This is a genomic window from Pseudomonas abietaniphila (assembly GCF_039697315.1).
GTDB lineage: Bacteria > Pseudomonadota > Gammaproteobacteria > Pseudomonadales > Pseudomonadaceae > Aquipseudomonas > Aquipseudomonas abietaniphila_B.
This window is the reverse complement of record NZ_CP155619.1, coordinates 1562705-1585433: the sequence shown is the minus strand read 5'-3', so window position 1 is coordinate 1585433 and position 22729 is coordinate 1562705. Positions and strand designations below refer to the sequence as shown.

Here is a 22729-nt window from a genome sequence, read left to right as displayed (position 1 = left end):
GCGCTTGTGTCTGGGGCGTGGTGACTCGCGATGGGGTGGGCAGCTAATTCAGCACGTGCGCTGAGTCTGACACTGCTCCCAATCAGCGCCGCTACTTCGCGGGCTTGATGAACCGCAGGGTCATCCGGTCCGACTCGCCGATCGCCAGGTACTTGGCCTTGTCCTGCTCGCCCTTGACCAATGCCGGCGGCAAGGTCCAGACCCCGTCGGGGTAATCCTTGGTGTCTTTGGGGTTGGCGTTAACCTCGCTTTCGCCCGCCAGTGTGAAGCCCGCTGCCTGGGCGAGTTTCACCACGTAATCGGTAGGCAGGTAGCCGTTCTTTTCGTTGTCCTTGGCGGTCGTGCCCGGCTTGGCCCGGTGATCGACCACACCCAGTGTGCCGCCCGGCTTCAGCACGTCATAAAACGCCTTGAAGGTCGCGGCCTCGTTGCCGGCGTCCACCCAGTTGTGCACGTTGCGAAAGGTCAGCACAGTGTCTGCGGATTCCGGCTTGCCGAACACGGGCGCCTTGGGCGCGTACGCCACCACCTCGATCTTGCCGTAATGAGCGGGGTCGGCCGCGTATTTCTGCTTGAGGTTGTCGGCAGATTTCTTCGCATAGTCACTGACGGAAGGGTCAACAATCGCGGCGACGTAATGGCCGTTGTCCTTGAGCAAGGGTGCCAGCAGTTCGCTGTACCAGCCATTGCCGGGGGTGATTTCGATGACGGTCTGGTCGTCGCGCAAGCCAAAGAATTGCAGGGTCTGTTCCGGATGACGGTACTGATCGCGCGCGACATTCTGCGGCACGCGCCATTCACCCTTGAGCACCGTGGCGAACTGTTCGTGACTGATATTGGAGGAGGCAGCGGGGGGGGCGGCAGCGGCCAGTGTCGATCCGAACACGGCAACCAGCGAGCAAGCCAAAAGCGTCGGTTTCATGTGCATCCCGTTCAATGGCAAAAGGTGATGGGCGAGGCTAGCACGCGGTATTCTGGCGCGGATCACACATTTGGTTTGGTCGAGTGCGCAAACGGATCTAAGCCGAATCAGCGCTGATGGACCAACGCGATCAACGTTTTGGTCTGCCGATAGCGCGTCAGTCGAGCCGCCAGTTCGTTCGGCAGTTGCTCGGTGGCGACAAACCCGAGGCGCTGGTAAAACCCGGTCAGCTCAGGGTCACAGAATAACCAGACCGGACCTTCCACCTCGCCAAGTGCCGCCTCGATCAAGCGCCCGGCGACGCCTTCTCTGCGCCGGGACGGCGCCACGAACACGCCCGTCAACCAGTGTCCACCGGCCAAGGGCGTCAGGTTCAGCGCGCCCACGATTTCGTCGTCCTTCGCGACCCACAGCGTTGCCTCGCCCTTGCCACGCATGGACGAGCGGTGCGCGCGGTAGAACTTGTCCACCAACGGACGTTGAAGATCGGGGACGGGGTAACACTGCATGACGGACCGGGTTCGGGCTGGGCATTCGGACTTACGTTCTACCGTCATAACCAATCGATCTACAAGATTTTCCTGCGTCGTTGCACAGAGGGGTATCAGCCAGCACGCAGGAACCCGCAATGCCTCACTACCTCGACGACGCACAGCGCGAAGACATCGTCCGTCTGCGCGCACGGTTTACCGGCCGCACGGAATGGCCGACGTGGACGTTGCTGATCGGGGTGTACATGGCCTGGCCAACGCTGTTGCTGCTGAGCCCTCGGCTCGGCGTCTGGCCCACCACGGCGTTGATGATTCCGCTGACGGTGTTGTGGATGTCGCTGCAACACGAGCTGCTTCATGGGCATCCCACTCGCCACTTGTGGTTGAACAAGCTGCTGGGCTACGCACCCTTCGCGGTCTGGTATCCCTACACGCTGTACCGCGACACGCACATGCAACATCACCGGGATGAAGACCTGACCGTGCCCGGCCTCGATCCGGAAAGCCGCTACCTCAGCCAATTGAAATGGCAGCGGACGGGGCCTGTGATGCGCGTGCTGCGCTGGCTCGACAAGACCCCGCCGGGGCGTCTGGTGTTCGGCGTGCCGTTGGCGCTCGGCAGCCTGATCAGCGGAGAGTCTCGACGGCTTTTTAATGGCGACCGTCAGGCCTGGATGATGTGGTCCACCCACGGGTTTTTCCTGATCCTGATGTTTGCCTTCATCGAACGCTGCAGCGTGTTGTCGAGCCTGCATTACCTCTTGCTGATTACGGTGCCTGCGCTCGCGATCTCGATGGTGCGTTCGTACTACGAGCATCGCCCCAGCGCACATCCGGAGCAACGCACGGTGATCAACGAGGCGTCGTGGCCGTGGCGCTGGCTGTTTCTCAATCTGAATTTGCATCTGGTGCACCACGATCTGCCGGGATTGGCCTGGTATCACATCCCGGCCGTTTATCGCGCACGGCGTGAACAATGGCTGGCACGCAGCGGTGGTTTTCTGGTGCCTGGGTATGCTGAACTGTTTCGGCGTTACAGCTTTTGTCCGATCGACAGTCCTCAACATCCTCATGCCTAGTGCCGGTGCTCGAACATGTCTCAGGGTTTCGCCGAATTACGGATGTACGTCGCGCCGCCACGGGTAGAGTCCGCCCAAGAGGCGTGGCTGACGCGTGTCCTGGCGTTGCTGTCGGCGGAGCGTGTGAAGGCGCAAGGACTCGACCTCAAGCAACTGTGGCTGTCTCCGTCATTGCTGATTACGCAAACGTGCGGTTACCCGCTAATGACCGCCTTGCGCGGACAGGTGCAGGTGATCGGTCGGCCGGTCTATCGATTGCCCAACAGCGCTGGCGGCAACCATTGCAGCTTGCTGGTGGCGCGTTCCGACGACCCTCGTCAGCAGCTTGAAGACTTTCGCGGCAGTCACGGCCTGCTCAATTCCCGCGATTCAAACTCCGGCATGAACCTGTTCCGTCACGCCTTGGCGCCACTTCAACAGGACGGGCGGTTCTTCGCCCAGGTGTCGTTGACCGGCGGACACCGCAACAGCCTGGCCGAGATCAAGGCGGGAAGAGGCGACCTCGCAGCGATCGACAGTGTCACCTACGATTATCTGGCGCGCGATGCCAGCGATGAGGTGGCAGGTATCAAGGTCATCGGCCGTACCGCACCGGGTCCGTGCCTGCCTTACATCACGCGGATCGGGGCCGATGGCGCGGCGATCCGCCAGGCACTGAATCAGGCCCTGAAAGACCTGCCAGACGTTGCCCAAGTACTGGCGATTGATGAGGTAAAACCTGCAAGCGAGGCGGATTACGAGGTGCTGCTGCAGTACGAGCGCGAAGCTCATGTATTCAATTTCGATCTATAGGAATCGCTTTTAAATATTATTAATGCATAAAAGCCCTTGTTAGCATGGCGCCACCGGACTGCCGGACAGAACAATAATCCACGCCAAGGGAAGCCCTCATGTCCGGTGCCGACGTCTCCCATCGCCAATACCTCAGCGAGCTTTTTCAGCTTCATTACGTCTGGCTATGCGACCGCTTGCGCCGTCACCTGGATTCGCGAGAGTGCGTCGAAGACATCGCGTCCGAAACCTTCCTTCAGCTGCTGGCTTCACCCAATGTCGTTCCCATTCGGCAGCCTCGTGCTTTGCTCACTACCATCGCCAAGCGGCTGATTTACGAACGCTGGCGCCGGCGTGATCTGGAGCGACATTACGTCGATACGCTGACGCGGGAGGAAGGTGATCACGCCCCGTCGCCTGAAAGCCTGACGGCCGCGCTGCAACTTCTTGATCGTCTGGACCGCCGACTCAATCGCCTGCCCGCCAAGGTCAAGACGAGCTTCGTGCTCTCCCGCGGCAGCGGCATGACCTACCCTGAGATTTCGCAGCGCCTGGGCATTTCAGCGCGCTCGGTCAGTGACTACATCGATAAAGCTGAAACCTGTTGCCTGCGCGCTTGTCTGGAATGAAGCGTGTGCTGTGCTAAACCCAACTGAGCCTTTTCTATTCTTGAGCCACGAGAGACCACAATGACCTCGATCAAACACCTGCTCGGCGCTTCGCTGCTGGCATTGTCCGTGCTGTCCGGTTCAGCCCACAGTGCGGAAAAAACCGCGCCGATCCTCTTTGGCGACATCACGTGGGAAAGCGGCAGCCTGATCACCGAAATCCTGCGCACCATCGTCGAGAAGGGCTACGGTTACCCGACCGACAAACTGCCCGGCAGCACCGTGAGCCTTGAAGCCGCGCTGGCCAAGAATGACATTCAGGTCATCGGTGAAGAGTGGGCCGGACGCAGCCCGGCGTGGGTCAAGGCCGAAGCAGAAGGCAAGGTCTATGGCCTTGGGGACATCGTCAAAGGCGCGACCGAGGGTTGGTGGGTGCCGGAATTCGTGGTCAAGGGCGACCCGGAGAAAGGCATCAAGCCGTTGGCGCCGGACCTGAAATCGGTGTCCGACCTGCCCAAATACAAGGACGTGTTCAAGGACCCTGAATCGCCGGACAAAGGCCGTTTCCTGAACAGCCCGAGCGGCTGGACTTCGGAAATCGTCAACACGCAGAAACTCAAGGCCTACAAGCTCAACGACAGTTACGTGAACTTCCGTACAGGCTCGGGCGCGGCACTGGACGCCGAGATCGCTTCGTCCATCCGCCGTGGCAAGCCGGTGTTGTTCTACTATTGGTCGCCGACTCCGCTGCTCGGTCGCTTCAAACTGATCAAGCTGGAAGAGCCGCCGTTCAACGAAGCGGCCTGGAAAACATTGGCTGACGCCAGCAACCCCAACCCGATCGGCTCCAGCTCACTGGCTGCGCATCTGGCGATCGGTGTGTCGGAACCGTTTCACAAGCAGTACCCGGATCTGGTGAGCTTCTTCCAGAGAGTGGACCTGCCGATCGATCAGTTGAACAAGACCCTGGGTGAAATGAGCGAGAAGCGCCTGGAACCCTCTGCCGTGGCGAAGAGCTTCTTGAAAGATCACCCGGAAATCTGGACCGCTTGGGTCCCGGCCGAGGTGGCCAAGAAGGTGACGGCTGGGCTGTAATCGGTTTTCAGTCCGCCCTCGGCTTTTGTGAGGCCGGTGGGAGGTTACGCAGTTTGCGAAAGCGCTGTGTCAGGCACAAAGCACTCGCCACCGTCGTAACCTCCGGCAGCTCCCACAGGGTATGCGCGACGCCATCACAGGGTACGTGCGACGCCATACGTGTAGGAGACGTCCGAGGTTACGAGGGCAGCGAATGAGGTATGTCGGTCCAGCGACGATGTACCTGTCCCACCGCATTCGCCACTGTCGTAACCTCCGGCAGCTCCCACAGGGTATGTGCGACGCCATACGTGTAGGAGACGTCCGAGGTTACGAGGGCAGCGAATGAGGTGTGTCGGTCAGCGACGATGTACCTGTCCCACCGCATTCGCCACCGTCGTAACCTCCGGCAGCTCCCACAGGGTATGTGCGACGCCATCACAGGGTACGTGCGACGCCATACGTGTAGGAGACGTCCGAGGTTACGAGGGCAGCGAATGAGGTATGTCGGTCAGCGACGATGTACCTGTCCCACCGCATTCGCCACCGTCGTAACCCCCGGCAGCTCCCACAGGGTATGTGCGACGCCATCACAGGGTACGTGCGAGGCCATACGTGTAGGAGACGTCCGAGGTTACGAGGGCAGCGAATGAGGTATGTCGGTCCAGCGACGATGTACCTGTCCCACCGCATTCGCCACCGTCGTAACCTCCGGCAGCTCCCACAGGGTATGTGCGACGCCATACGTGTAGGAGACGTCCGAGGTTACGAGGGCAGCGAATGAGGTATGTCGGTCAGCGACGATGTACCTGTCCCACCGCATTCGCCACCGTCGTAACCTCCGGCAGCTCCCACAGGTTCAGTGTGAGGGGGCAGGACCAGAGTGAACCTTTAAACTGGCGACTCGCCTTGGCTTGCGCCATGCTCATGGCTGGTCATTCGATCAACCGTGAGACCCGCCATCATGAACACGCCCATCCCCTCCATTAACACCGAACGTCTGATCCTTCGCGAACTTACGCCTGATGACACATCGGTCCTGGCGCAGATTCTGGGTGACGCGGAGGTCATGCGTCACTCGGTGCGCGGCGTGTTGTCCGAACAGGCGACGCGTGAGTTCATCGAGTGGTGTCGGCTTTCCTATCGCCAGCACGGTTTCGGGCCGTGGGGCGTGGTGGACAAGTCGACATCAACCTTGGCCGGATTCTGCGGTCTCAATGCAGAACGCGTGGACGACGCCGATGAAATCGAAATCGGCTACCGGCTGGCGTCAGGGTTCTGGGGCAAGGGACTGGGCACCGAAGCGGCACGGGGAGCGCTGGCCCATGGTTTCGACACCGTGGGGATCGATTCGCTGATTGCCATTGTCCAGCCCGCCAACGTCGCATCGGTCAAGGTCATCCAGAAGCTGGGATTCAGCGGTTACATCCACAGTCAGTACCACCGACAGGGCGTCAGGATCTACCGCATGAACGCGCAGCAATGGTCATCGCGGTCTTCCGCGCAAGGTTGAGCGCCGCGGGTTGTGCGCCTCGCCGAGTGGCAAACCGTTGCTCAACTGCTAGCGTCACCCGCAGTCAATGAGTTGATCACACAGATAAAGTCGCCGGGGAGAGGACATGGGATATAGCAGATCGACTGCGTTGATGATGTTGAATGTGGCAGCGGGGCTGTTGTTCGGCCTGCTGCTCGAAGCGCCCGGTTTTGTACTGGCCGCCGAAGCCGCTCCCGTTCCGCCGGTTCCACCGAGCGCGCTGGCGTTCGTGCAGGACCGGCATCTGGGCGAGAGCCTGGGCTGGCTGGGCTATCAGGTCGCGTCGCGCACCGTGACGTTCACCACCATCGTCGAGGCGGTCGGGCGCACCAAGGCCCAGGAAATCGTTCAGGACGAGCTGCAGTATTTGCAGCCTCAGTATCAGCAAGAGTGGGACCGCAACCTGGCGGCGGCCTATGCAGCGTCTTTCACACCTGAAGAACTCACTGCGCTCAACGTCGGTGATCCCCCGCAGGACATCGCCAACAAATTCCGCAGCAAACAACGTGATGTCGGCATGGACATGAAGGGCCGTTCCAGCGAACTGCTCAAGGTCTATGTGTCCACGGCGCTGGACAATGCGCTGAAAAAAGCCAAGCCTTAGCGCCGCATGCCCCGTGGATTCGGGGCTGAATTTTGTGAATCAAACGGGGAAGGAGAGACCATGGACCCATTCATGCAGGCCGCCATTGAAGAGGCGCAGAAGGGATTGGCCGAGGGCGGGATTCCCATCGGTTCGGTGATCGTGCACGACGGCAAGATCATCGGCCGCGGACATAACCGTCGGGTTCAGGAAGGCAGTGCGATCAAGCACGGTGAAATGGACGCCTTCGAGAACGCGGGCCGCCAGCCTGCGAAGCTCTACCGCGAAGCCACGCTGTACACCACGCTTTCACCCTGCGCGATGTGCAGCGGTGCCATCCTGCTGTACGGCATTCGCAAGATCATCGTCGGCGAAAACGAGACGTTCATGGGCGAGGAAGAACTTTTGCGCTCACGGGGTGTGCAGGTGGACGTGGTGCACAACGCGACCTGCATCGGCCTGATGAAGCAGTTCATTGCCGACAAGCCCGAGCTGTGGAATGAGGACATCGGGGAGTAGGTTTATCCCCGTTTTTCGTTGCCTTGGCATGCTGCATCCGTTGCGTGATCGTTCCCACGCTCCGCGTGGGAATGCCTGCCAGGACGCTCCGCGTCCACACAGACGCAGAGCGTCAGTCGCTGCGTTACCACGCGGAGCGTGGGAACGATCAGATCAGAGCTCAATAACCACTCAATCAATCCGCAACGTCGAGTTGAACTGGCTGATCGCGTCTACCACATGCCGTGAGCCTTGCTGAATCTCCAGAATCACTTCCCCGGCTTCGTTGGCCAGTTCGACCCCGGTGCCGGTTCGGCTCAGGCTGGACTGCATGCTCGACACCGCACTTTTCGCCAGTTCATTGTTCTGCCTGACCACATCGACGATTTCGACCGTGGCCTTGCTGGTTCGCGCTGCCAGGCCGCGCACTTCGTCGGCAACCACCGCGAATCCGCGTCCATGTTCTCCTGCACGCGCGGCCTCGATGGCTGCGTTGAGCGCCAGCAGGTTGGTCTGGTCGGCGATCCCGCGAATGGTCTGCACAATGGTCGCAATGATTTCCGACTGTTTGTTCACGGCATCGATGCTGCGGGCCGCTTCGTTCAAATCGACCGAGATCTGCTCGATCACCTCCACCGTTTGCTGCACCACACTGGAGCCCTTCTGTGCGCAGGCGTCGGTGCGCACTGACGTGTCGTGCGCGGTGGTCGCGGCACAACGCTGCACAGTGACTTGCTCGGTGATGTCGCTGGCGAACTTCACCACTTTGTACAAGCGGCCTTTGGCATCGAACAACGGGTTATAGGTGGCTTCGAGGTAAACCGTCTCGCCCAGCTTGTTGACCCTTTCGAAGCGATGGGAGTGATATTCGCCGCGGTTGAGCGATGCCCAGAAGGCCTTGTAGGAGGGCGATTCCACTTCAGCCCGCGTACAGAACAGGCTGTGGTGCTGACCGACGACTTCGCTGAGCGAGTAATGCATGGTCTTCAGGAAGTTCTCATTGGCCGTGACGATCCGGCCGTCGGGGCTGAATTCGATCATTGCCATGGAGCGACTGATCGCATCGATCATGCTCTTGTTTTCATGATCCTTCTGCGAGCGAGTGGTGATGTCGGCAGCGACCTTGATCACGCTCTGCACTTTGCCGTCGTTGTCGAACACTGGCATGTAACTCGCTTCCAGCCAGATCTCACGACCGGATTTATCCAGGCGCATGAATGTCCCGCACAGCGGTTCCCCGCGGGCCAGGTCGCGCCACAACTTGCCGTAGGCGTCGCTGTCGCAGAAGGCTTTTTCACAGAAGATCCGGTGATGCTTGCCCACCAGTTCGCCGGGCTGGTAGCCCATGGCGAGGCAGAACTTTTCGTTGGCATCGAGGATGATGCCGTCGGGCGAGAACTCGATCATCGCCATTGAACGACTGATGGCCGCGAGCTTGGCCTTCGACTGGCACAGGGCGGCGGTTGAGACCTGTAATTCGGCTTCGACGGCTTTGCGGTGTGAATTGAACATCTGCCACCTACCTCACTGATTGCAAACGCGGTCAAAGTGACCGTCTTCCTTGATGGGCTGTTACGAGGATCGACCTTTCAAGCGCAAGCTTGAGTCATGGCGGTATGACATCTGTTGACGGCGTGCAGGCATTCAGAAGGCTGAAAGGCGCGTGGCAGAGCGGGGAAAGGTGCTTCGACAACGAGGACACCGATCGTCTGATGGTCATCGAATCGATAGAAGGTCGCAACGTTGCGAGGTGTGCGGGGAAATCCATAGTGGGCGCCTGACGTCCGTTGTCGATGACTCACGCAGCGCGCACTCACAGGGTTGAGTGGCGGCGAATGATCAGATCATAGACAAGGGCGGGACAGATGCAATCTCGGTAGTGGCAATTTCACACTCAATTGCGTGGGTGTTCGCAAAACACCAAAAACGACACGCGCTGTCTGTGACGAAGACAGCGCTATGGCCCGAAATGTCAGTCTCGCGCACTTCAGTGTTGAAGGTGTGCGGTGCCAAACAGCTGAACCTGCTGCAATCGGCCGTCCTGTTCGATCAGGCGTACCGGCGCCGTTCCGCCGGGCATGACCACTTCCACCAGACCTGCCTGAACCCACCCGCTCAGCCATGCAGCGGAGGCGACCGCGCTGGCGCTGGTGCCGGAAGACGCCGTAGGCCCTTCGCCACGTTCGAAGACACGGGCCAGAATGCGGTTCGGTGCTGCTTTCGCCGCCCACTGCAGGTTGATGCCAGCGGGGCAGGGATCGCCTTCGCCCAAGGCCCCGGCGGCAAATGCGATTCGGGTCAAAGCGTCGTTCAGCGGCTGCTCGTGCAGTTGTTCAAAGTCCGGGAGCGAAGCCGCGTTGCCGACCAGCGTCACACAGTGTGGATTACCGACCCGGACAAACACGCTGGTCTGCCAGTCGGGATGCAATCGGCCGAGACGCTCCACCCGATTGACCGGGCGCTGATCGAGCGTGGTGTCGCTCACACCCGATCCCTTCGCGCCGACTGCTGCCGCGCCGAAACCCGGTGTGCCGATGTCCAGCCAGAACCCTGAAACACCGTCGATCATAGCCGGGAGGACCTGGGTCGGCACCGGGCTGGCCGAGTCGTCGTTGTCGTGATGAACCCTCAGGGTGAAGCCTTCTTCACTCAGCGGGCGGCGAGCGTCGGTCAGCGACTGGGCGAAGATGGTCAGGCCGTTGCCGCTGCGTTCGGCGAGGGTGCCGTCAGTGTTGACGATGAGCACGTCGAATGGAGCGACGTCCTGAAACGGCCCAACCAGCAAGCCGTCCGAGCGATGCGCTTTGCTGCCCGCAGGGCGTTGGCCTTTGGGCCAGTCGCAAATAACCGCGACGGCGTTGGCGGTCCATGCTTGCCGGGTCAGCGCGGCGTCGGCGGCGGATTCGGGGACGTCGATGCCCAATGTGCGCAGTGCATCAGGAGAAATGACGGCGTAGATATTGCCGCGTGCATCGTAGAAGGGGGCCATGGCGGGGTCCGGGGCAGCAGGGGAAAACCGGCATTAAATCAGGCTTTGCACCCAGGGTTGAACACATCTCTTCGGGCAGCCTCGGACCTGTGGGAGTTAGCTTGCTGACGAAAGCGCCGGGTCAGGTACATCACTGTTGGATGACACACCGCCTTCGTCAGCAAGCTGACTCCCACAGGTTTAATATTCAGCCAGCCGTTATTGATCGTTCCCACGCTCCGCGTGGTAACGCAGCCACTGACGCTCCGCGTCAATCTGGACCGTGTGGGAGTCAGCGTCCTCACACCACCAACGTCAACCAAGCCGACACCAGTAACAGCACCGCCATGGCCTGATTGAACCGTTTCATGCTCTGTGCCGAGCGGCAAAACTTGGCGGCGCTGACACCCAGGTACGCCCAGGCGCTCATGCACGGGATCGACACCAGGAAGAACATCAGCGACAACCATGCCACGCGTAACAGTCGGTCGGCGTCGGTGCCGGCGAACACGCTGACCACCGCCAGCGCCATCATCCAGGTTTTCGGGTTGACCAGTTGCAGGCTGGCCGCGCCCCAGAGGCCCAGGCGTGGGCCGCTGTTCGCCTGAGAAGGATCGACTGCCTCGGCCGGCGCCGTGAAGATCTGCCACGCGAGCCAAGTCAGCCAGGCGATGCCGATCCACGACATGACTGTCTGGATGTGCACATGACGCGCCAGCACATCGCCCAGCCCGGTCCCCACCATCAGCACCAGCAACGCCGCCCCGCCACAGGCGCCCAACACAATCGGCGCGGTGCGCAGCAGGCCATGCCGCGAGCTGTTGGTCAGCACCAGAATGTTGGTCGGGCCGGGCGTGATGGAAGCAACGAAAGCGAACAACAGGAACGGCAGGAAGGTGTGCATGGGACGACTCTGCAGGCAGTGAAGATGCAGAGATGATCGCGGCGCGGGCGGGTGTCAGTCTGGAAGAATTGAGCAGCGTCTGCGGTAGTCGGCAGGGGTCATGCGGTAGGCGCGCTGGAACCAGCGACCGAGGTGGCTCTGATCGGCAAACCCCAGCGCGGCCGCGACCGTGACGGGCAGTTCGCCGCGGGCCAGTAGACGCCGGGCGCGGGCCAGGCGCAACTGGATCAGATAGGCGTGCGGGGCCAGACCGAACGCTGCCTTGAACGCTCGACTCAGGCGAAAACGGTCCACGCCGGTCACAGCCGCCAGATCGTCCAGACCGATGTCCTGATGCAGATGACTGTGCAGGTAATCCCGTGCGCGCTGCGCCACCAGCGGCAAGCGCGGATCGGGGCTGATCAGGGCGCGCCAGTGCAGGTGGCGGGTAAGGTTTGACAGCAGGTTGTCCAACGCGGTCTGGCGGACGATGCGCAGTTCGTCGTTGTGCATGGCCTCGAAAGCGTTAGCGGTGGCAACGGCCAGTCGGCTGTCATCCGCCAGGGTCGCGGCGAAACCCAGTTGCGCGTTGTCCGGCGCTTTCTCGAACTGAGCGTGCAGTTCACGTTCCAGCCAGTGCGGGTCCAGGTACAGCGTGCGGTAGGTAAAGCCGCCGGCTTGCGGGGCGTTGCCGTCATGGATATCGCCCGGTTCGAGCAGAAACACCTTACCGGGCGTGCTGTTGTGTTGCTGTCGACGGCAGTTGAACTGCTGCAGGCCTTGCTCGGTGATGCCCACCAGATAAGTGTCATGCCAGTGGGGATCGTACGCATGCCCCTCGAAATGCGCGCGCATCGTCTCGATGCCGGACGTCGCGTCCTGCTTGAGATCGATCCAGTGGCGTTCGGGCATGGGGTTCCTCGCGATGAGCGCTGCGTCTGTCTGACGTACGTTATCGTGCAGCGTAACGCCGGGTCTGGAAGATTTGTGCAGCAACCGACCAGCGTCGATTCACGCTTTCAAATCAAACCCGCTGCGTCCCAGGCATTCGCCGTTGATCAACACATCGACCTCATGGCGACCGGCGTAATGCACGCGCGTGGTGAAGTTGCGCACCTGTTGCTCTCGACTGATGTTGACCGACTGACCGGCACCGAGCTCAAACGTCTTGAGTTTGAACACCTTCGCGGAGGTGCCGCCGGATTTCTTCACGTAATGAATCGCGTAATCGACGATCAGGCGTTGCGCCTTGTCGGACGTCGACTTCAGCGTGAACGACAGGTTGATCCGATCGCCCAGACGGATGACGTCGGGCGTCACCTTGAGGTGCTCCAGCGTGACCTGCGCTTTCTGGCCAGCGCCCATCAACGTCAGGGCCCGGACATCGCCTTGCTTGATCAGCGAGCGCAAGGCATGGCGGGCAATCCATGCGCTGTTGGGGTTGTCCAGCGACCAGCCCTCCAGTTGGTCGAGCACCCACTCGGGATTGTCCTTGGTGATGTCGTTGAAATGGTTCGCCACCGATTTGCGCACGTAGAGGCTGTCATCGGCCTTGAGGTTATCGAGGATGTCGAGCACCGGCGTCGGATCGACCATCAGGTTCTCCAGCCGGAACGACCATGGCAATCGCGGCCGACAGCCTTCGCTGGCCAGCCGCCGAACATGCGGATTGTCGTCCAGCGACCAGCCGTGCATCACCTCGATGGCCCGCGCAAAGTCCTTGCGCAGAAAATGCCGGACGGCAAACTCCGATGAGCCAAACGAGGTGAAGAATTTTAATGCATCCATGGACCGCGCAAAGTCGTCCTGGCCGTAGAGCGCAACGTACTCCGGCAGAATCATGCTGACGAACGCGCTGTTCAGTCGCGGCGCCAGTGCGTACAGAATCTCCAGTGCTACGGCGTAGTCCTCAGGCAAGCCTGTATGCAGGCTCTGGCTGACCCGGTTCAGGCGTTGCATCACCGACAGCCCGTCCAGGCCCTGCGACGCCCTCGCCATGAACCCGTTGCGATCAAACGCCGGGTACACCGCCCACGTTTCATCGGCGATGTGCTGCAAGCGGTCGCGGTTGAAGATTTCCTTGAGGGCGGGGGAATCGGACATGAAGGCGCTCTGACAAAAAGTGAGTGCACGCAGAGTACACAATCGCTCGCCAGATATGCGCGGGGCAGGTGCTTTACCGGATGGCTGCTCGACTATTCTTGTTACAAAGCGAATCGTCCTACACGTTGCTCATCCACCGTCACAGCGCGAACCTACGCGCCTGATCGCCATCAAAGACCGGAATCGTTACCCATTCTTCAGAAGGTAAATGATGAACAGTTTTCTGCGACACTTCGCGCTTGTCTCGTTCTGCGGCGTGCTCAGTCTCAACGCAGCGCAGGCCGATGACAGCGCGCGTTCACCCGCCTCGCTTTCACCTCAGTTGCTGGCCTCTGCCAGCTACCCCAACCGCTCGAACAACAACAGTGACAATGGCGCCATTCGCCGGGCCAATCCCAACAGCCGCCAAGGCACCGAATCCATCTCGCCCACAATGCGCGGGCCCTACCTTGGGCCGACCCAGCAACGTCCGCCCACGCTGGAAAACGGCGGCATCGGTAACGGCTACCCTTCACGACAACCCGCTTCGCGACCTTCAAGCGGCACCGAACGCCGCAGCAACTGAACCGGCAACACGACAGCCAGAGTCCACTTTCCCGCCAAAAGGAACCGCCTATGTTGCATAAACCGACGATCCGCAAAACCCTGCTCGCCAGCCTGTGTGCCTCGGCATTGCTCAGCCTGTCGCTCCAGACCCTCGCCGCTACTTATCAAAGTGAGGAAGGGACGCTGACCGTGGACGAGGTGGTCGGCGGTCTGCAGCACCCTTGGGCCGTGGCGTTCTTGCCAGACAACAAAGGCATGCTCGTGACCGAACGCACCGGCAACCTGCGGCGCGTGACCGCTGATGGCAAGCTGTCGGCACCGATCTCTGGCGTGCCTCAGGTCTGGGTGCAAGGGCAGGGTGGTTTACTGGATGTCGAGTTGTCGCCGGACTTTGCCAAGGACCGCATGGTGTACCTGACGTACGCCGAAGTCGGCAGCGACGGCAAAACCGGTGGGACCGCTGCGGGGCGTGGGCGGCTGTCGGATGACATGACGCGACTGGAAGGCTTTACACGGATCTTCCAGCAGCAGCCGAAATTGTCGGTGGGCAATCACTTCGGTTCGCGCATCGTCTTTGATCGTGATGGCTACATGTTCATTGCGCTCGGTGAAAACAACAATCGCCCGACCGCGCAGGACCTGGACAAGCTGCAAGGCAAAGTCGTGCGCCTGTACCCCGACGGCACGGTGCCCAAGGACAACCCCTTCGTCGGTCAGAAAAACGTGCGCCCGGAAATCTGGAGCTACGGCCATCGCAACCAGCAGGGCGCGGCGCTCAACCCGTGGACCGGGACCCTGTGGACCAACGAACACGGACCCATGGGTGGCGACGAAATCAACATCATCGAACGGGGCGCGAATTACGGCTGGCCGATCTCAACCTTCGGCATCGACTACAGCGGCCAGCCGATTTCCGAATCCAAAGGCAAGATCGTCGACGGGGTGAAGAATCCTTTCCACGTCTGGGAGAAATCTCCGGCCATCAGCGGCATGGCGTTCTACAGCGCTGACCGCTTCAAGCCGTGGGATCACAGCGTGTTCATCGGCGCGCTGTCGGCTCAGGTGTTGATCCGCCTGGAGCTTAAAGACGACAAGGTGGTGCATGAAGAGCGCCTGTTGGGCGAACTGAAATCGCGCATCCGCGATGTACGCCAGGGGCCCGACGGTTACCTGTACGTGCTCACCGACGAGGACAATGGCAAATTGCTGAAGGTCGGGTTGGCGCAGTAAGTCCGCAGCGCGCAGTGCCTGTGTAGGCGCGCGCTTGCCCGCGAAGACAACCAAAGGGTTCACACATTGATGTCGGATGTACACAAGTCTTCGCGGGCAAGCGCGCTCCTACAGGTCGGCAGGGCGATCACGCATCGCACGCCCTTGCCGACACCGGCACATCGAACACCCGATCAAACGCCCACTGAAACACCAGTGCGTAGAAGAAGAAAAATACAAACAACCCGAGGTCGGTGACCAGCGCGGCCCACCACGAGATGTCCAGCCACCACGCCACGAGCGGCACCAGCAGCACGACCAGTCCACCTTCGAAGCCAAAGGAATGCAGCAGTCGCCGGCCGAACGTGCGCGTGCGCTGCGTTTGTCGGGATTCCCAGTACTCGAAAGCGGTGTTGTAGAGCATGTTCCAGATCAAGGCGCTGGCCGAGAGCATCAACGACAGCGCGCCCGCGTGCGCGAGCCCTGCCTCGTAGATCAGTGAGATCGCCGGTGACAGCACCGCGATCGCGATGGCTTCGTACAGGACGGCTTGAACCAGTTTGCGTGCGGGGCCTTGCATGACGTGCTCCGTGGGTTTGGACGGGAATGCCGCTCACGTTATCCGCAGCTTACCGCCCCGAAAAATGAGATAAATTGACCCCGCGTCAATTCAATTCATGCAGGTCGGTTCAAGCAGGGAGCTTCTGGTGTTCTCCAACCTTCCACTCAACGCATTGCGCACCTTCGAGGCTGCCGCCCGGCTGGGCAGTTTCAAAACCGCCGCCGAAGAACTCTCCGTGACCCCCGCGGCCATTTCTCATCAGGTGAAGACGCTTGAGGCCTGGTTGGGCGCCCTGTTGTTCGAGCGATCCGGTCAGGGCGTGATGCTGACGGAGGAGGGCGAACAGCTTTATCGGCAAGCCCATCGTGCGCTGCTGGACATCCGCCGCAGCCTGGAAAGCTTCTGTCCTGACACGGCCTCGCACACCCTCACGCTCTCGACCACACCGGGCTTGGCGGCCGCCTGGCTGATTCCCCGGTTGGGTGGTTTTTATCGGGCATATCCTCAATTCAACGTCCGTGTCGACACGCGTAACGAGCTGGTCGATCTGCTGAGGGATTCCAGCATCGACCTGGCCATTCGCACGGTCAGTCGCGACGATCCGAATCTGTTTCATCAAGACCTGATGAACGAGCGGTTTGCCGTGTACGCCGCGCCCGAACGGATCGACGCCATCGATGGTGCGCACGTCGAGCTGATCGACTTGCAATGGCAGATTCCCGGTGCGTTTGCGATCAGTTGGAATACCTGGTGCGCCGCAGCGGGGTGTGAGCATTGGCTGGAAACAGCGCGCTTGCGAGCGTTCGACGATGAGCATTACGCACTGAGCGCAGCGGTGGCCGGGCAGGGGCTGGTGCTGGCGAGCAACGTATTGGTGGCAGACAGTGTGAAGCGCGGAGAGCTGGTGGCGTGTCGACCGGACATCAGCCTGCCAGGACCGCGCTATGTGGCCGCTTGCGTGCCGGGACGCGAGCGCCAGGAACCGGTAAAAGCCTTCCTGGCCTGGATCACCGCAGAGGCTGCTGCCACCCGGATGGTTTGACGGCCTGATGGGTTGATGCCGCACTGTGGGAGCGAATTCATTCGCGAAAAATCGTTCAGGCGAAGGTGCTGTGTCGACCGTACGGACGTCTCGCGAATGAATTCGCTCCCACAGAATGCTGCAGCGCGCCTTGAGTTGACGCCAGCCTCAGGCGCATCGGCTCCTGCTGGCTGCTTATCAGGGCTTGCGCGGCAGCAGGCTCGGCACTGCGTGCATCAATGCGTTGATCGCAAAGCCGATGAACATCACGCCACACAGGCGGGTGATCGTCAGCTCGTGGCGTTGATACACCGTGCGTACGTGTCGAGCGCCGACGACGCCGATGATGATGCCGTAGGCCGCGATCCCGCCCAGGGTGCTGACCAGAATCAACAGCGGCAGCATCGACCAGTTGAGCATGTCGGCGCGGCTGGAGAGCAGGGCGGTAAAGGTGGCGACCGCCACCGGGTAGGCTTTCGGGTTGGTCAGGCCGAACATGATCCCGTGCCAGAACGGATGACGGCCTGGCGCTTTCGGCTCGTCTTCACTGCTGCGCTTGGCACGAATGGCGCGCCAGCCGAGCCAGAACAGAAACACCCCGCTGATGATGCCGAGCACGTCGAACGCCGTGGTGCCGATCACCCTGGCGCCAATGATCGCGGCCAGCGCCGTGCTGCACCAGATCACATCCCCCAACAGATGCCCACAAAGAAACGCGGCGCCAGCCCGGCGTCCCTTCGACGCACCGATGCCGAACACCGCCAGCACGCCGGGACCCGGGGAAATGGCGTAGATAAATCCTGAAGCGAGCACGGCCATGAGCAGCGAGGGCGTCATCGGAAGACTTCCTGAAAGGGTGAGCGCTGGAGTGTAGATGAGCCGCCACCTGTTTTTCGAGGGGCAAGACGCGAGATGTTTCCCGGGTTTATCAGGCATGTGTCGAGGTTGTAAAAAATCGGTGCAGAACGTAAAAGGGGCGCCGACAAAAATTCCCGCCTGGAGCTTCACCCCTGATGACCACCCCACATCGACCCGCCGCAGGCTTCACGCGACGCCTGTTGCCGCTGAGCATTGCGTTCGCCTCGCCCTGGCTGGCGGCGCAGGAAGCCGAGCCACTGACCCTGGAGGCAGTGAGGGTGTCGGGCGAACAGCCATCAAGCTACCAGGCCAGTAGCGCGTCGGTGGGTGGATTCAACGAAGCGCCGTTGCTCGACACGCCTGCCTCGATCTCGGTGTTCAGCGAAGAAAGACTCAAAAATCAGCAGGCCAAATTGCTCAGCGACGTGTTGCGCAACGATGCCTCGGTGGGCGACAGCTATGCGCCGGTGGGTTACTACGAAAACTTCGTGGTGCGCGGGTTCTCGCTCAACGCCGCCAACAGCTATCGCATCAACGGCCGCAGCATCACCGGCGAGCAGAACGTCGCGCTGGAAAACAAGGAGCAGGTCGAGTTGCTCAAAGGCCTGTCCGGTCTGCAAAGCGGCGTCTCGGAGCCGTCGGGCGTGGTCAACTACAAGACCAAGCGTCCCGAAGACGTGCGCTCGGTGACGGTGTCGACCAACGAACACGGCGAGCGCTACATCGCCACCGACGTGGGTGGCTGGTTCGGCAGCGAAAAACAGTTCGGCCTGCGCGCCAACGTCGCCCACGAAGACATTCGTTCCTACGTTGAACACGCCGATGGCACACGCGATTTCGCATCGCTGGCGTTCGACTGGAACATCAACGAGCAATCGACCCTGCAACTGGACGTCGAGTACCAGACCAAAGAGCAGCGCTCGGTGCCAGGCTATCAACTGCTCGGCGGTACCCAACTGCCGCACGATGCTTCGCCCCGCAAATTGCTGGGTTATCAGAGCGGGTCGAACCCGGTGGGCATTGATTCGCTGAACATGAACGGTCGCTATGAGTACCGCTTCAGTGATGACTGGAAAGCCAGCCTGAGCGCCTCGCGCAGCCGCGTGGTGATCGACGATTACAGTTCGTTCGCTTACGGCTGCTATTACCAGGCCGACTGCCCGAGCACGCCGGTCACCGGGCATTTCACGCCCGACGGCGGGTATGACATCTACGACTTCCGCAGCCCCGACGACACCCGGCGCAACGATGAAGTCGAGGCGTCCATGACTGGCCTGTTCGACACCGGCTGGCTGAAACACGAGCTGACCTTCGGCACCAGCGCGTTCCGCCGCACGGTGGACACCCGTCCGTATTTCAGCGAGTTCGTCGGTTCGGGCAACATCCATCAGACGCCGGACGCCTTCGCGCCGTCCGACCTGCCTGTCGGTCATACCGAACGGCGACTGGACAGCCGTCAGTACGGCCTGTTCGCCACCGATCGCATCCGCTTCAACGATCAATGGCAGACCGTGATCGGCGGGCGTCAGGTGCGTCTGGACGAGAAAGCGTACAACGAAGACGGCAGCGACAATCGTCACACCCAACGCTCGATCTTCCTGCCGCAGGCGGCGCTGATCTACAAGCCGATCGACAACGTTTCGCTCTACACCAGCTACAGCAAAGGCCTGTCGCTGGGTGGCACGGCGTCGGTGTTCGACACCAACGTGGGCGAAATTCTGGCACCGACGATCTCTCGCCAACTGGAAGCGGGCGTGAAGTACGACTGGCGCCGCATGAGCTTCACCGCTGCGGTGTTCCAGACGCGTCAGGCCTATCAGTACTCTCGGCCCAACGACGACGGCAGCCTGACCTTTGTCCAGCAGGGCCAGCAGAAAAACACCGGTCTGGAGCTGAGCGCCAACGGCTGGCTGACCTCGCAACTGCAAATCGCCGCCAGCGTCGCCGCCATTCGTGCGCGGGTGGAAGACAGCGGCACAACGGCCTATGAAGACCACCAGGCGATCAACGTGCCGAAGTACCGTGGCAGCCTGTCAGCCGACTACAGCCTGCCGATTCCGGGGCTGGCCTTGTTGGGCGGCATGCAATACAGCGCCAGCAAATACGCCAACCGCGAAGGCTCGGTGAAGGTCGACGACTACACCGTGTTCAACGCGGGTAGCCGGTACAGCACGAAGCTGGAAGGCTACGACACCGTGTTCCGCCTGACCGTCGATAACCTGTTCGACAAACGCTACTGGCGCGATGTCGGCGAATACCTGGGCGACGACTACCTCTTCCTCGGCGCGCCACGCACGGCACGCTTGTCGGCGACGGTGAGTTTCTAGGCAACAACCCTGCATTGTTGAATGGTGGGCCGCACTTCGGACGAATGCGGTGGGTCAGTGACATCAATGTCGCCTGATACACCGCCTTCGCGAGCAAGCTCGCTCCCACAGGTTAGACGTCAACCACAAATCATCGGAACGACGCAGTCCCTGTAGGAGACGTCCGAGGTTACGAGGGCAGCGAATGCGGTGGTTCAGTCGCCATAGATGCCGCTGACCCATCGCATTCGCCAGCAAGCTGTTCTGGTCAAGTAATCCCGGACACCGGTTACGGTAATCAAGCTGCCTGCTGCTCCATGGTTATTGGCGACAGGTAGTTGTTGTAGCTGTGGAGCCTGGTTCGGTTGTATCGCATAAAGAAGCTGGTCATGTCCCGTCTGGCTTCTTCGATCTCTGTATAGCCCTTGGCGGGTACCCATTCTGATTTGAGCGTGCCAAAGAATCGCTCCGTCGGCGCATTGTCCCAGCACTGGCCTCTGCGGCTCATGCTTTGGGTGATGCCATGCTCAAGCAGTCCAGCCTGGAAGCGTTGGCTGGTGTACTGGCAGCCTTGATCCGAATGAAACATCAGACCTGCATGCCTGCCTCGTACTTCTACCGCCATCCTGAGCGCTTTGGTGACCAGGTTGGCGTCATTGATCAGAGAAAATGCCCACCCAACGACTCGTCGGGCGAACAGGTCGATGACCACGGCCAAGTGGTACCAACGTTTCCCGACCATCAGACTGGTAACGTCGCCGCACCAGACCTGATTGATGGCTGCTGGCTGAAAATTACGTTCAAGCAGATTCTTGGCCACAAATGCCTCAACCCCTCTGGAGCGATACGGGTGGCGACGGCGCTGCCTGCTGGTCAGGTTTGCCTCTGCCATGAGTTTTCCAGCCAGATACCTTCCAACCCTGAGCTGCTGGGCCTTCAAACACTGAGAAATCATTCTCGCCCCCGCACTTTCTCTGCTTTCAGCATGCAATTGCACGACCTTTGCCCGGAGCACGTCACGCTTGGCATCCGGCGCTGAACGACGATGAAGCCAGTCATAGAACGCGCTGCGAGAAACGCCCAGCGCGTCACAAAGCTGGCAGGTCGGATACGAGCCTGACTCTCTCAGCTCCTCGATCAGGAAAAACGATCGGGATCCGACATTAAGAGAGCGGTAGCCTTTTTTAGGATTTCGGCCTCGGTCTCAAGGCGTTTGATCTTGGCGCGTAACTGCTGGAGTTCTCGCTGCTCATCGCTGATCGCCTTGGTGCCTGCAACGGGCTGTCCTTTTTGGCGTTCTTTACGAACCTGATCAACCCAGCGGCGCAGAGCCGTAGGACCGACGTCCATTGATGCGCAGACATCGGGAACCGAACAGTTATCGTCAAGAACCATGCTTGCAGCACGTTGCTTGAACTCGCGGGTATAGGTCTTTCGTTCTTGCATGGAACCTCCTGAATAGGCGAATCATATCGCCCTTAAGAAGTGTCCGAGATCATTAGGCCAGTTCAAGCCGGCTCCCACAGGTCTGAGGTAGGACACAGGCTCATGCATCAACCCTGTCCCTGTAAAAGACGTCCGAGGTTACGAGGGCAGCGAATGCGGTGGGTCAGTGACATCAATGTCGCCTGATACACCGCCTTCGCGAGCAAGCTCGCTCCCACAGGTTAGATGTCAACCACAAATCATCGGAACGACGCAGTCCCTGTAGGAGACGTCCGAGGTTACGAGGGCAGCGAATGCGGTGGTTCAGTCGCCATAGATGCCGCTGACCCGCCGCATTCGCCAGCAAGCCGGCTCCCACAAGGTCGGTGTCTGCCACAGATTCCCGGAACGACGCAGTAACTGTAGGAGACGTCCGAGGTTACGAGGGCAGCGAATAGGGTGTGTCAGCCAAAATCGATGTTGCTGACCCACTGCATTCGCCAGCAAGCCGGCTCCCACAAGATCGGTTTCTGCCACATATTCCCGGAACGACGCAGTAACTGTAGGAGACGTCCGAGGTTACGAGGGCAGCGAATAGGGGGTGGCAGCCAAAATTCATGCCGCTGACCCACCGCATTACTCCGAACGCGGCCCGTAACAAGTTGGCTCCCGCACATCTTTCACCCATGAGCTCAAAAGCGCATCCTGTCGCCCTGAGCCAATGGCAGTACGCGGACACGGCTGTCCGTGCGTTTTCGAGGGCGGGAGCGGCAAGATGATTGAACTGAGAACGGGCGAAATTCCCGAAATTCCTTTGCTGTGGTCGCTGCGTACGCGTGCGGTGCGGCAGCTCTGCGCGAGCCACTATTCTCCCGAGCAAATCGAGATCTGGAGTGAGTCACCGCCGCCTGAATCCTATCTGCGGCTGTTCGCCACCCGCTGTGCGCTGGTCGCGGAAGAAGACGGTCAGCGGCTCGGCTACGGGATTCTGGACCGGCAAAGCGGCGAGTTGGTCGCGCTGTTCGTCGAACCCGCCCAGGCGGGCAAAGGCATCGGCAAGCGTTTGATGGAAGGGCTTGAAGCCATGGCCGCCGACGAGCACTTCTCCCGGCTGTACTTATATTCGTCGCTCAACGCCGCTGACTTCTACCGGGCCATGGGGTTTGTGGCGGTCCGCGACGAAGCCTACGAACACCCGAGCGGGATCACCCTGCGCAGCCTGTACATGGAACGGGCAATGCCTGCCGACTCAGTGCACTGATCGAACGTGTTTGCGGCGATCCCGTTG

At 60.6% G+C, this 22729-nt stretch carries 22 protein-coding genes and 2 pseudogenes; 12 read left to right on the top strand and 12 right to left on the bottom strand.

The features are described from left to right. Nucleotides 1–91 precede the first annotated feature (91 nt). Complete coding sequence (locus tag ABDX87_RS07045; protein ID WP_346832228.1) at nt 92–922, bottom strand: class I SAM-dependent methyltransferase; 831 nt, start codon at nt 920–922, stop codon at nt 92–94. 107 nt (nt 923–1029) lie between these two features. Beyond that, the gene (locus ABDX87_RS07040) at nt 1030–1431 is read right to left on the bottom strand and encodes a GNAT family N-acetyltransferase (RefSeq protein WP_346832227.1); all 402 of its coding nucleotides are present in this window, start codon (nt 1429–1431) and stop codon (nt 1030–1032) included. Nucleotides 1432–1550: 119 nt separating this feature from the next. Here ABDX87_RS07040 and ABDX87_RS07035 point away from each other — a divergent pair, with 119 nt between their 5' ends. The 7 genes from ABDX87_RS07035 (at nt 1551) to ABDX87_RS07005 (ending at nt 7581) form a co-directional block, all read left to right on the top strand. Continuing rightward, nucleotides 1551–2492 carry a fatty acid desaturase gene (locus ABDX87_RS07035; RefSeq protein ID WP_346832226.1) on the top strand — a complete coding sequence of 314 codons (942 nt, stop codon included), beginning with the start codon at nt 1551–1553 and terminating at the stop codon, nt 2490–2492. A 15-nt stretch (nt 2493–2507) separates the two neighbouring features. After that, on the top strand, nt 2508–3284 hold the full coding sequence (locus tag ABDX87_RS07030; protein WP_346832225.1) for a phosphate/phosphite/phosphonate ABC transporter substrate-binding protein: 777 nt from the start codon (nt 2508–2510) through the stop codon (nt 3282–3284). A gap of 98 nt (nt 3285–3382) precedes the next feature. Then, entirely contained in the window at nt 3383–3892 is a 510-nt protein-coding gene (locus tag ABDX87_RS07025) for a sigma-70 family RNA polymerase sigma factor (protein WP_346832224.1), read from the top strand. A gap of 60 nt (nt 3893–3952) precedes the next feature. After that, on the top strand, nt 3953–4966 hold the full coding sequence (locus ABDX87_RS07020; RefSeq protein WP_346832223.1) for an ABC transporter substrate-binding protein: 1014 nt from the start codon (nt 3953–3955) through the stop codon (nt 4964–4966). A 943-nt stretch (nt 4967–5909) separates the two neighbouring features. Further along, nucleotides 5910–6458 (top strand): GNAT family N-acetyltransferase, encoded by a 549-nt coding sequence (locus ABDX87_RS07015; RefSeq protein WP_346832222.1) that lies wholly within the window; start codon nt 5910–5912, stop codon nt 6456–6458. A 106-nt stretch (nt 6459–6564) separates the two neighbouring features. Further along, nucleotides 6565–7083 (top strand): hypothetical protein, encoded by a 519-nt coding sequence (locus ABDX87_RS07010; protein ID WP_346832221.1) that lies wholly within the window; start codon nt 6565–6567, stop codon nt 7081–7083. Nucleotides 7084–7143: 60 nt separating this feature from the next. Then, nucleotides 7144–7581, top strand: coding sequence for a nucleoside deaminase (locus ABDX87_RS07005; protein WP_346832220.1), 438 nt, complete (start codon nt 7144–7146; stop codon nt 7579–7581). 171 nt (nt 7582–7752) lie between these two features. Here ABDX87_RS07005 and ABDX87_RS29145 read toward each other — a convergent pair. From ABDX87_RS29145 to ABDX87_RS06980, 6 genes and pseudogenes are all read right to left on the bottom strand, one after another. Beyond that, a pseudogene (locus ABDX87_RS29145) lies at nt 7753–8190 on the bottom strand (methyl-accepting chemotaxis protein); the annotation flags it as partial. A gap of 150 nt (nt 8191–8340) precedes the next feature. Then, nucleotides 8341–8967: pseudogene (locus tag ABDX87_RS29140) on the bottom strand (PAS domain-containing protein); the annotation flags it as partial. Between the two features lie 580 nt (nt 8968–9547). After that, a complete protein-coding gene (locus tag ABDX87_RS06995) occupies nt 9548–10549 on the bottom strand; it encodes a diaminopimelate epimerase (protein ID WP_346832218.1) in 1002 nt (333 codons plus the stop codon). Between the two features lie 280 nt (nt 10550–10829). Continuing rightward, entirely contained in the window at nt 10830–11432 is a 603-nt protein-coding gene (locus ABDX87_RS06990) for a LysE family translocator (RefSeq protein WP_346832217.1), read from the bottom strand. A 54-nt stretch (nt 11433–11486) separates the two neighbouring features. Beyond that, complete coding sequence (locus tag ABDX87_RS06985) at nt 11487–12323, bottom strand: AraC family transcriptional regulator (RefSeq protein WP_346832216.1); 837 nt, start codon at nt 12321–12323, stop codon at nt 11487–11489. A gap of 99 nt (nt 12324–12422) precedes the next feature. Beyond that, nucleotides 12423–13514: a DNA alkylation repair protein gene (locus tag ABDX87_RS06980; RefSeq protein WP_346832215.1), complete on the bottom strand. Its 1092-nt coding sequence runs from the start codon at nt 13512–13514 to the stop codon at nt 12423–12425. Between the two features lie 211 nt (nt 13515–13725). Here ABDX87_RS06980 and ABDX87_RS06975 point away from each other — a divergent pair, with 211 nt between their 5' ends. After that, complete coding sequence (locus tag ABDX87_RS06975) at nt 13726–14079, top strand: hypothetical protein (protein WP_346833450.1); 354 nt, start codon at nt 13726–13728, stop codon at nt 14077–14079. Between the two features lie 50 nt (nt 14080–14129). Beyond that, on the top strand, nt 14130–15290 hold the full coding sequence (locus tag ABDX87_RS06970; protein ID WP_346832214.1) for a PQQ-dependent sugar dehydrogenase: 1161 nt from the start codon (nt 14130–14132) through the stop codon (nt 15288–15290). A gap of 127 nt (nt 15291–15417) precedes the next feature. Here ABDX87_RS06970 and ABDX87_RS06965 read toward each other — a convergent pair whose 3' ends face one another. Continuing rightward, nucleotides 15418–15849 carry a PACE efflux transporter gene (locus tag ABDX87_RS06965; RefSeq protein ID WP_346832213.1) on the bottom strand — a complete coding sequence of 144 codons (432 nt, stop codon included), beginning with the start codon at nt 15847–15849 and terminating at the stop codon, nt 15418–15420. Nucleotides 15850–15976: 127 nt separating this feature from the next. Here ABDX87_RS06965 and ABDX87_RS06960 point away from each other — a divergent pair, with 127 nt between their 5' ends. Continuing rightward, nucleotides 15977–16873 (top strand): LysR substrate-binding domain-containing protein, encoded by an 897-nt coding sequence (locus tag ABDX87_RS06960; protein WP_346832212.1) that lies wholly within the window; start codon nt 15977–15979, stop codon nt 16871–16873. Nucleotides 16874–17050: 177 nt separating this feature from the next. On the opposite strand, the gene ABDX87_RS06955 is transcribed toward ABDX87_RS06960, so the two are convergent. After that, entirely contained in the window at nt 17051–17689 is a 639-nt protein-coding gene (locus tag ABDX87_RS06955) for a LysE family translocator (RefSeq protein ID WP_346832211.1), read from the bottom strand. Nucleotides 17690–17865: 176 nt separating this feature from the next. Here ABDX87_RS06955 and ABDX87_RS06950 point away from each other — a divergent pair, with 176 nt between their 5' ends. After that, nucleotides 17866–20037 (top strand): TonB-dependent siderophore receptor, encoded by a 2172-nt coding sequence (locus ABDX87_RS06950; RefSeq protein WP_346832210.1) that lies wholly within the window; start codon nt 17866–17868, stop codon nt 20035–20037. 277 nt (nt 20038–20314) lie between these two features. Here the strand turns inward: ABDX87_RS06950 and ABDX87_RS06945 are convergent, their stop codons facing one another. Both ABDX87_RS06945 and ABDX87_RS06940 read right to left on the bottom strand, forming a co-directional pair. Beyond that, nucleotides 20315–21145 carry an IS3 family transposase gene (locus tag ABDX87_RS06945; protein ID WP_346833449.1) on the bottom strand — a complete coding sequence of 277 codons (831 nt, stop codon included), beginning with the start codon at nt 21143–21145 and terminating at the stop codon, nt 20315–20317. An 8-nt stretch (nt 21146–21153) separates the two neighbouring features. Next, nucleotides 21154–21462, bottom strand: coding sequence for a transposase (locus ABDX87_RS06940; protein WP_004376391.1), 309 nt, complete (start codon nt 21460–21462; stop codon nt 21154–21156). Nucleotides 21463–22216: 754 nt separating this feature from the next. On the opposite strand from ABDX87_RS06940, the gene ABDX87_RS06935 reads away from it, so the two are divergent. Beyond that, nucleotides 22217–22702 (top strand): GNAT family N-acetyltransferase, encoded by a 486-nt coding sequence (locus tag ABDX87_RS06935; protein ID WP_346832209.1) that lies wholly within the window; start codon nt 22217–22219, stop codon nt 22700–22702. Nucleotides 22703–22729: the final 27 nt, after the last annotated feature.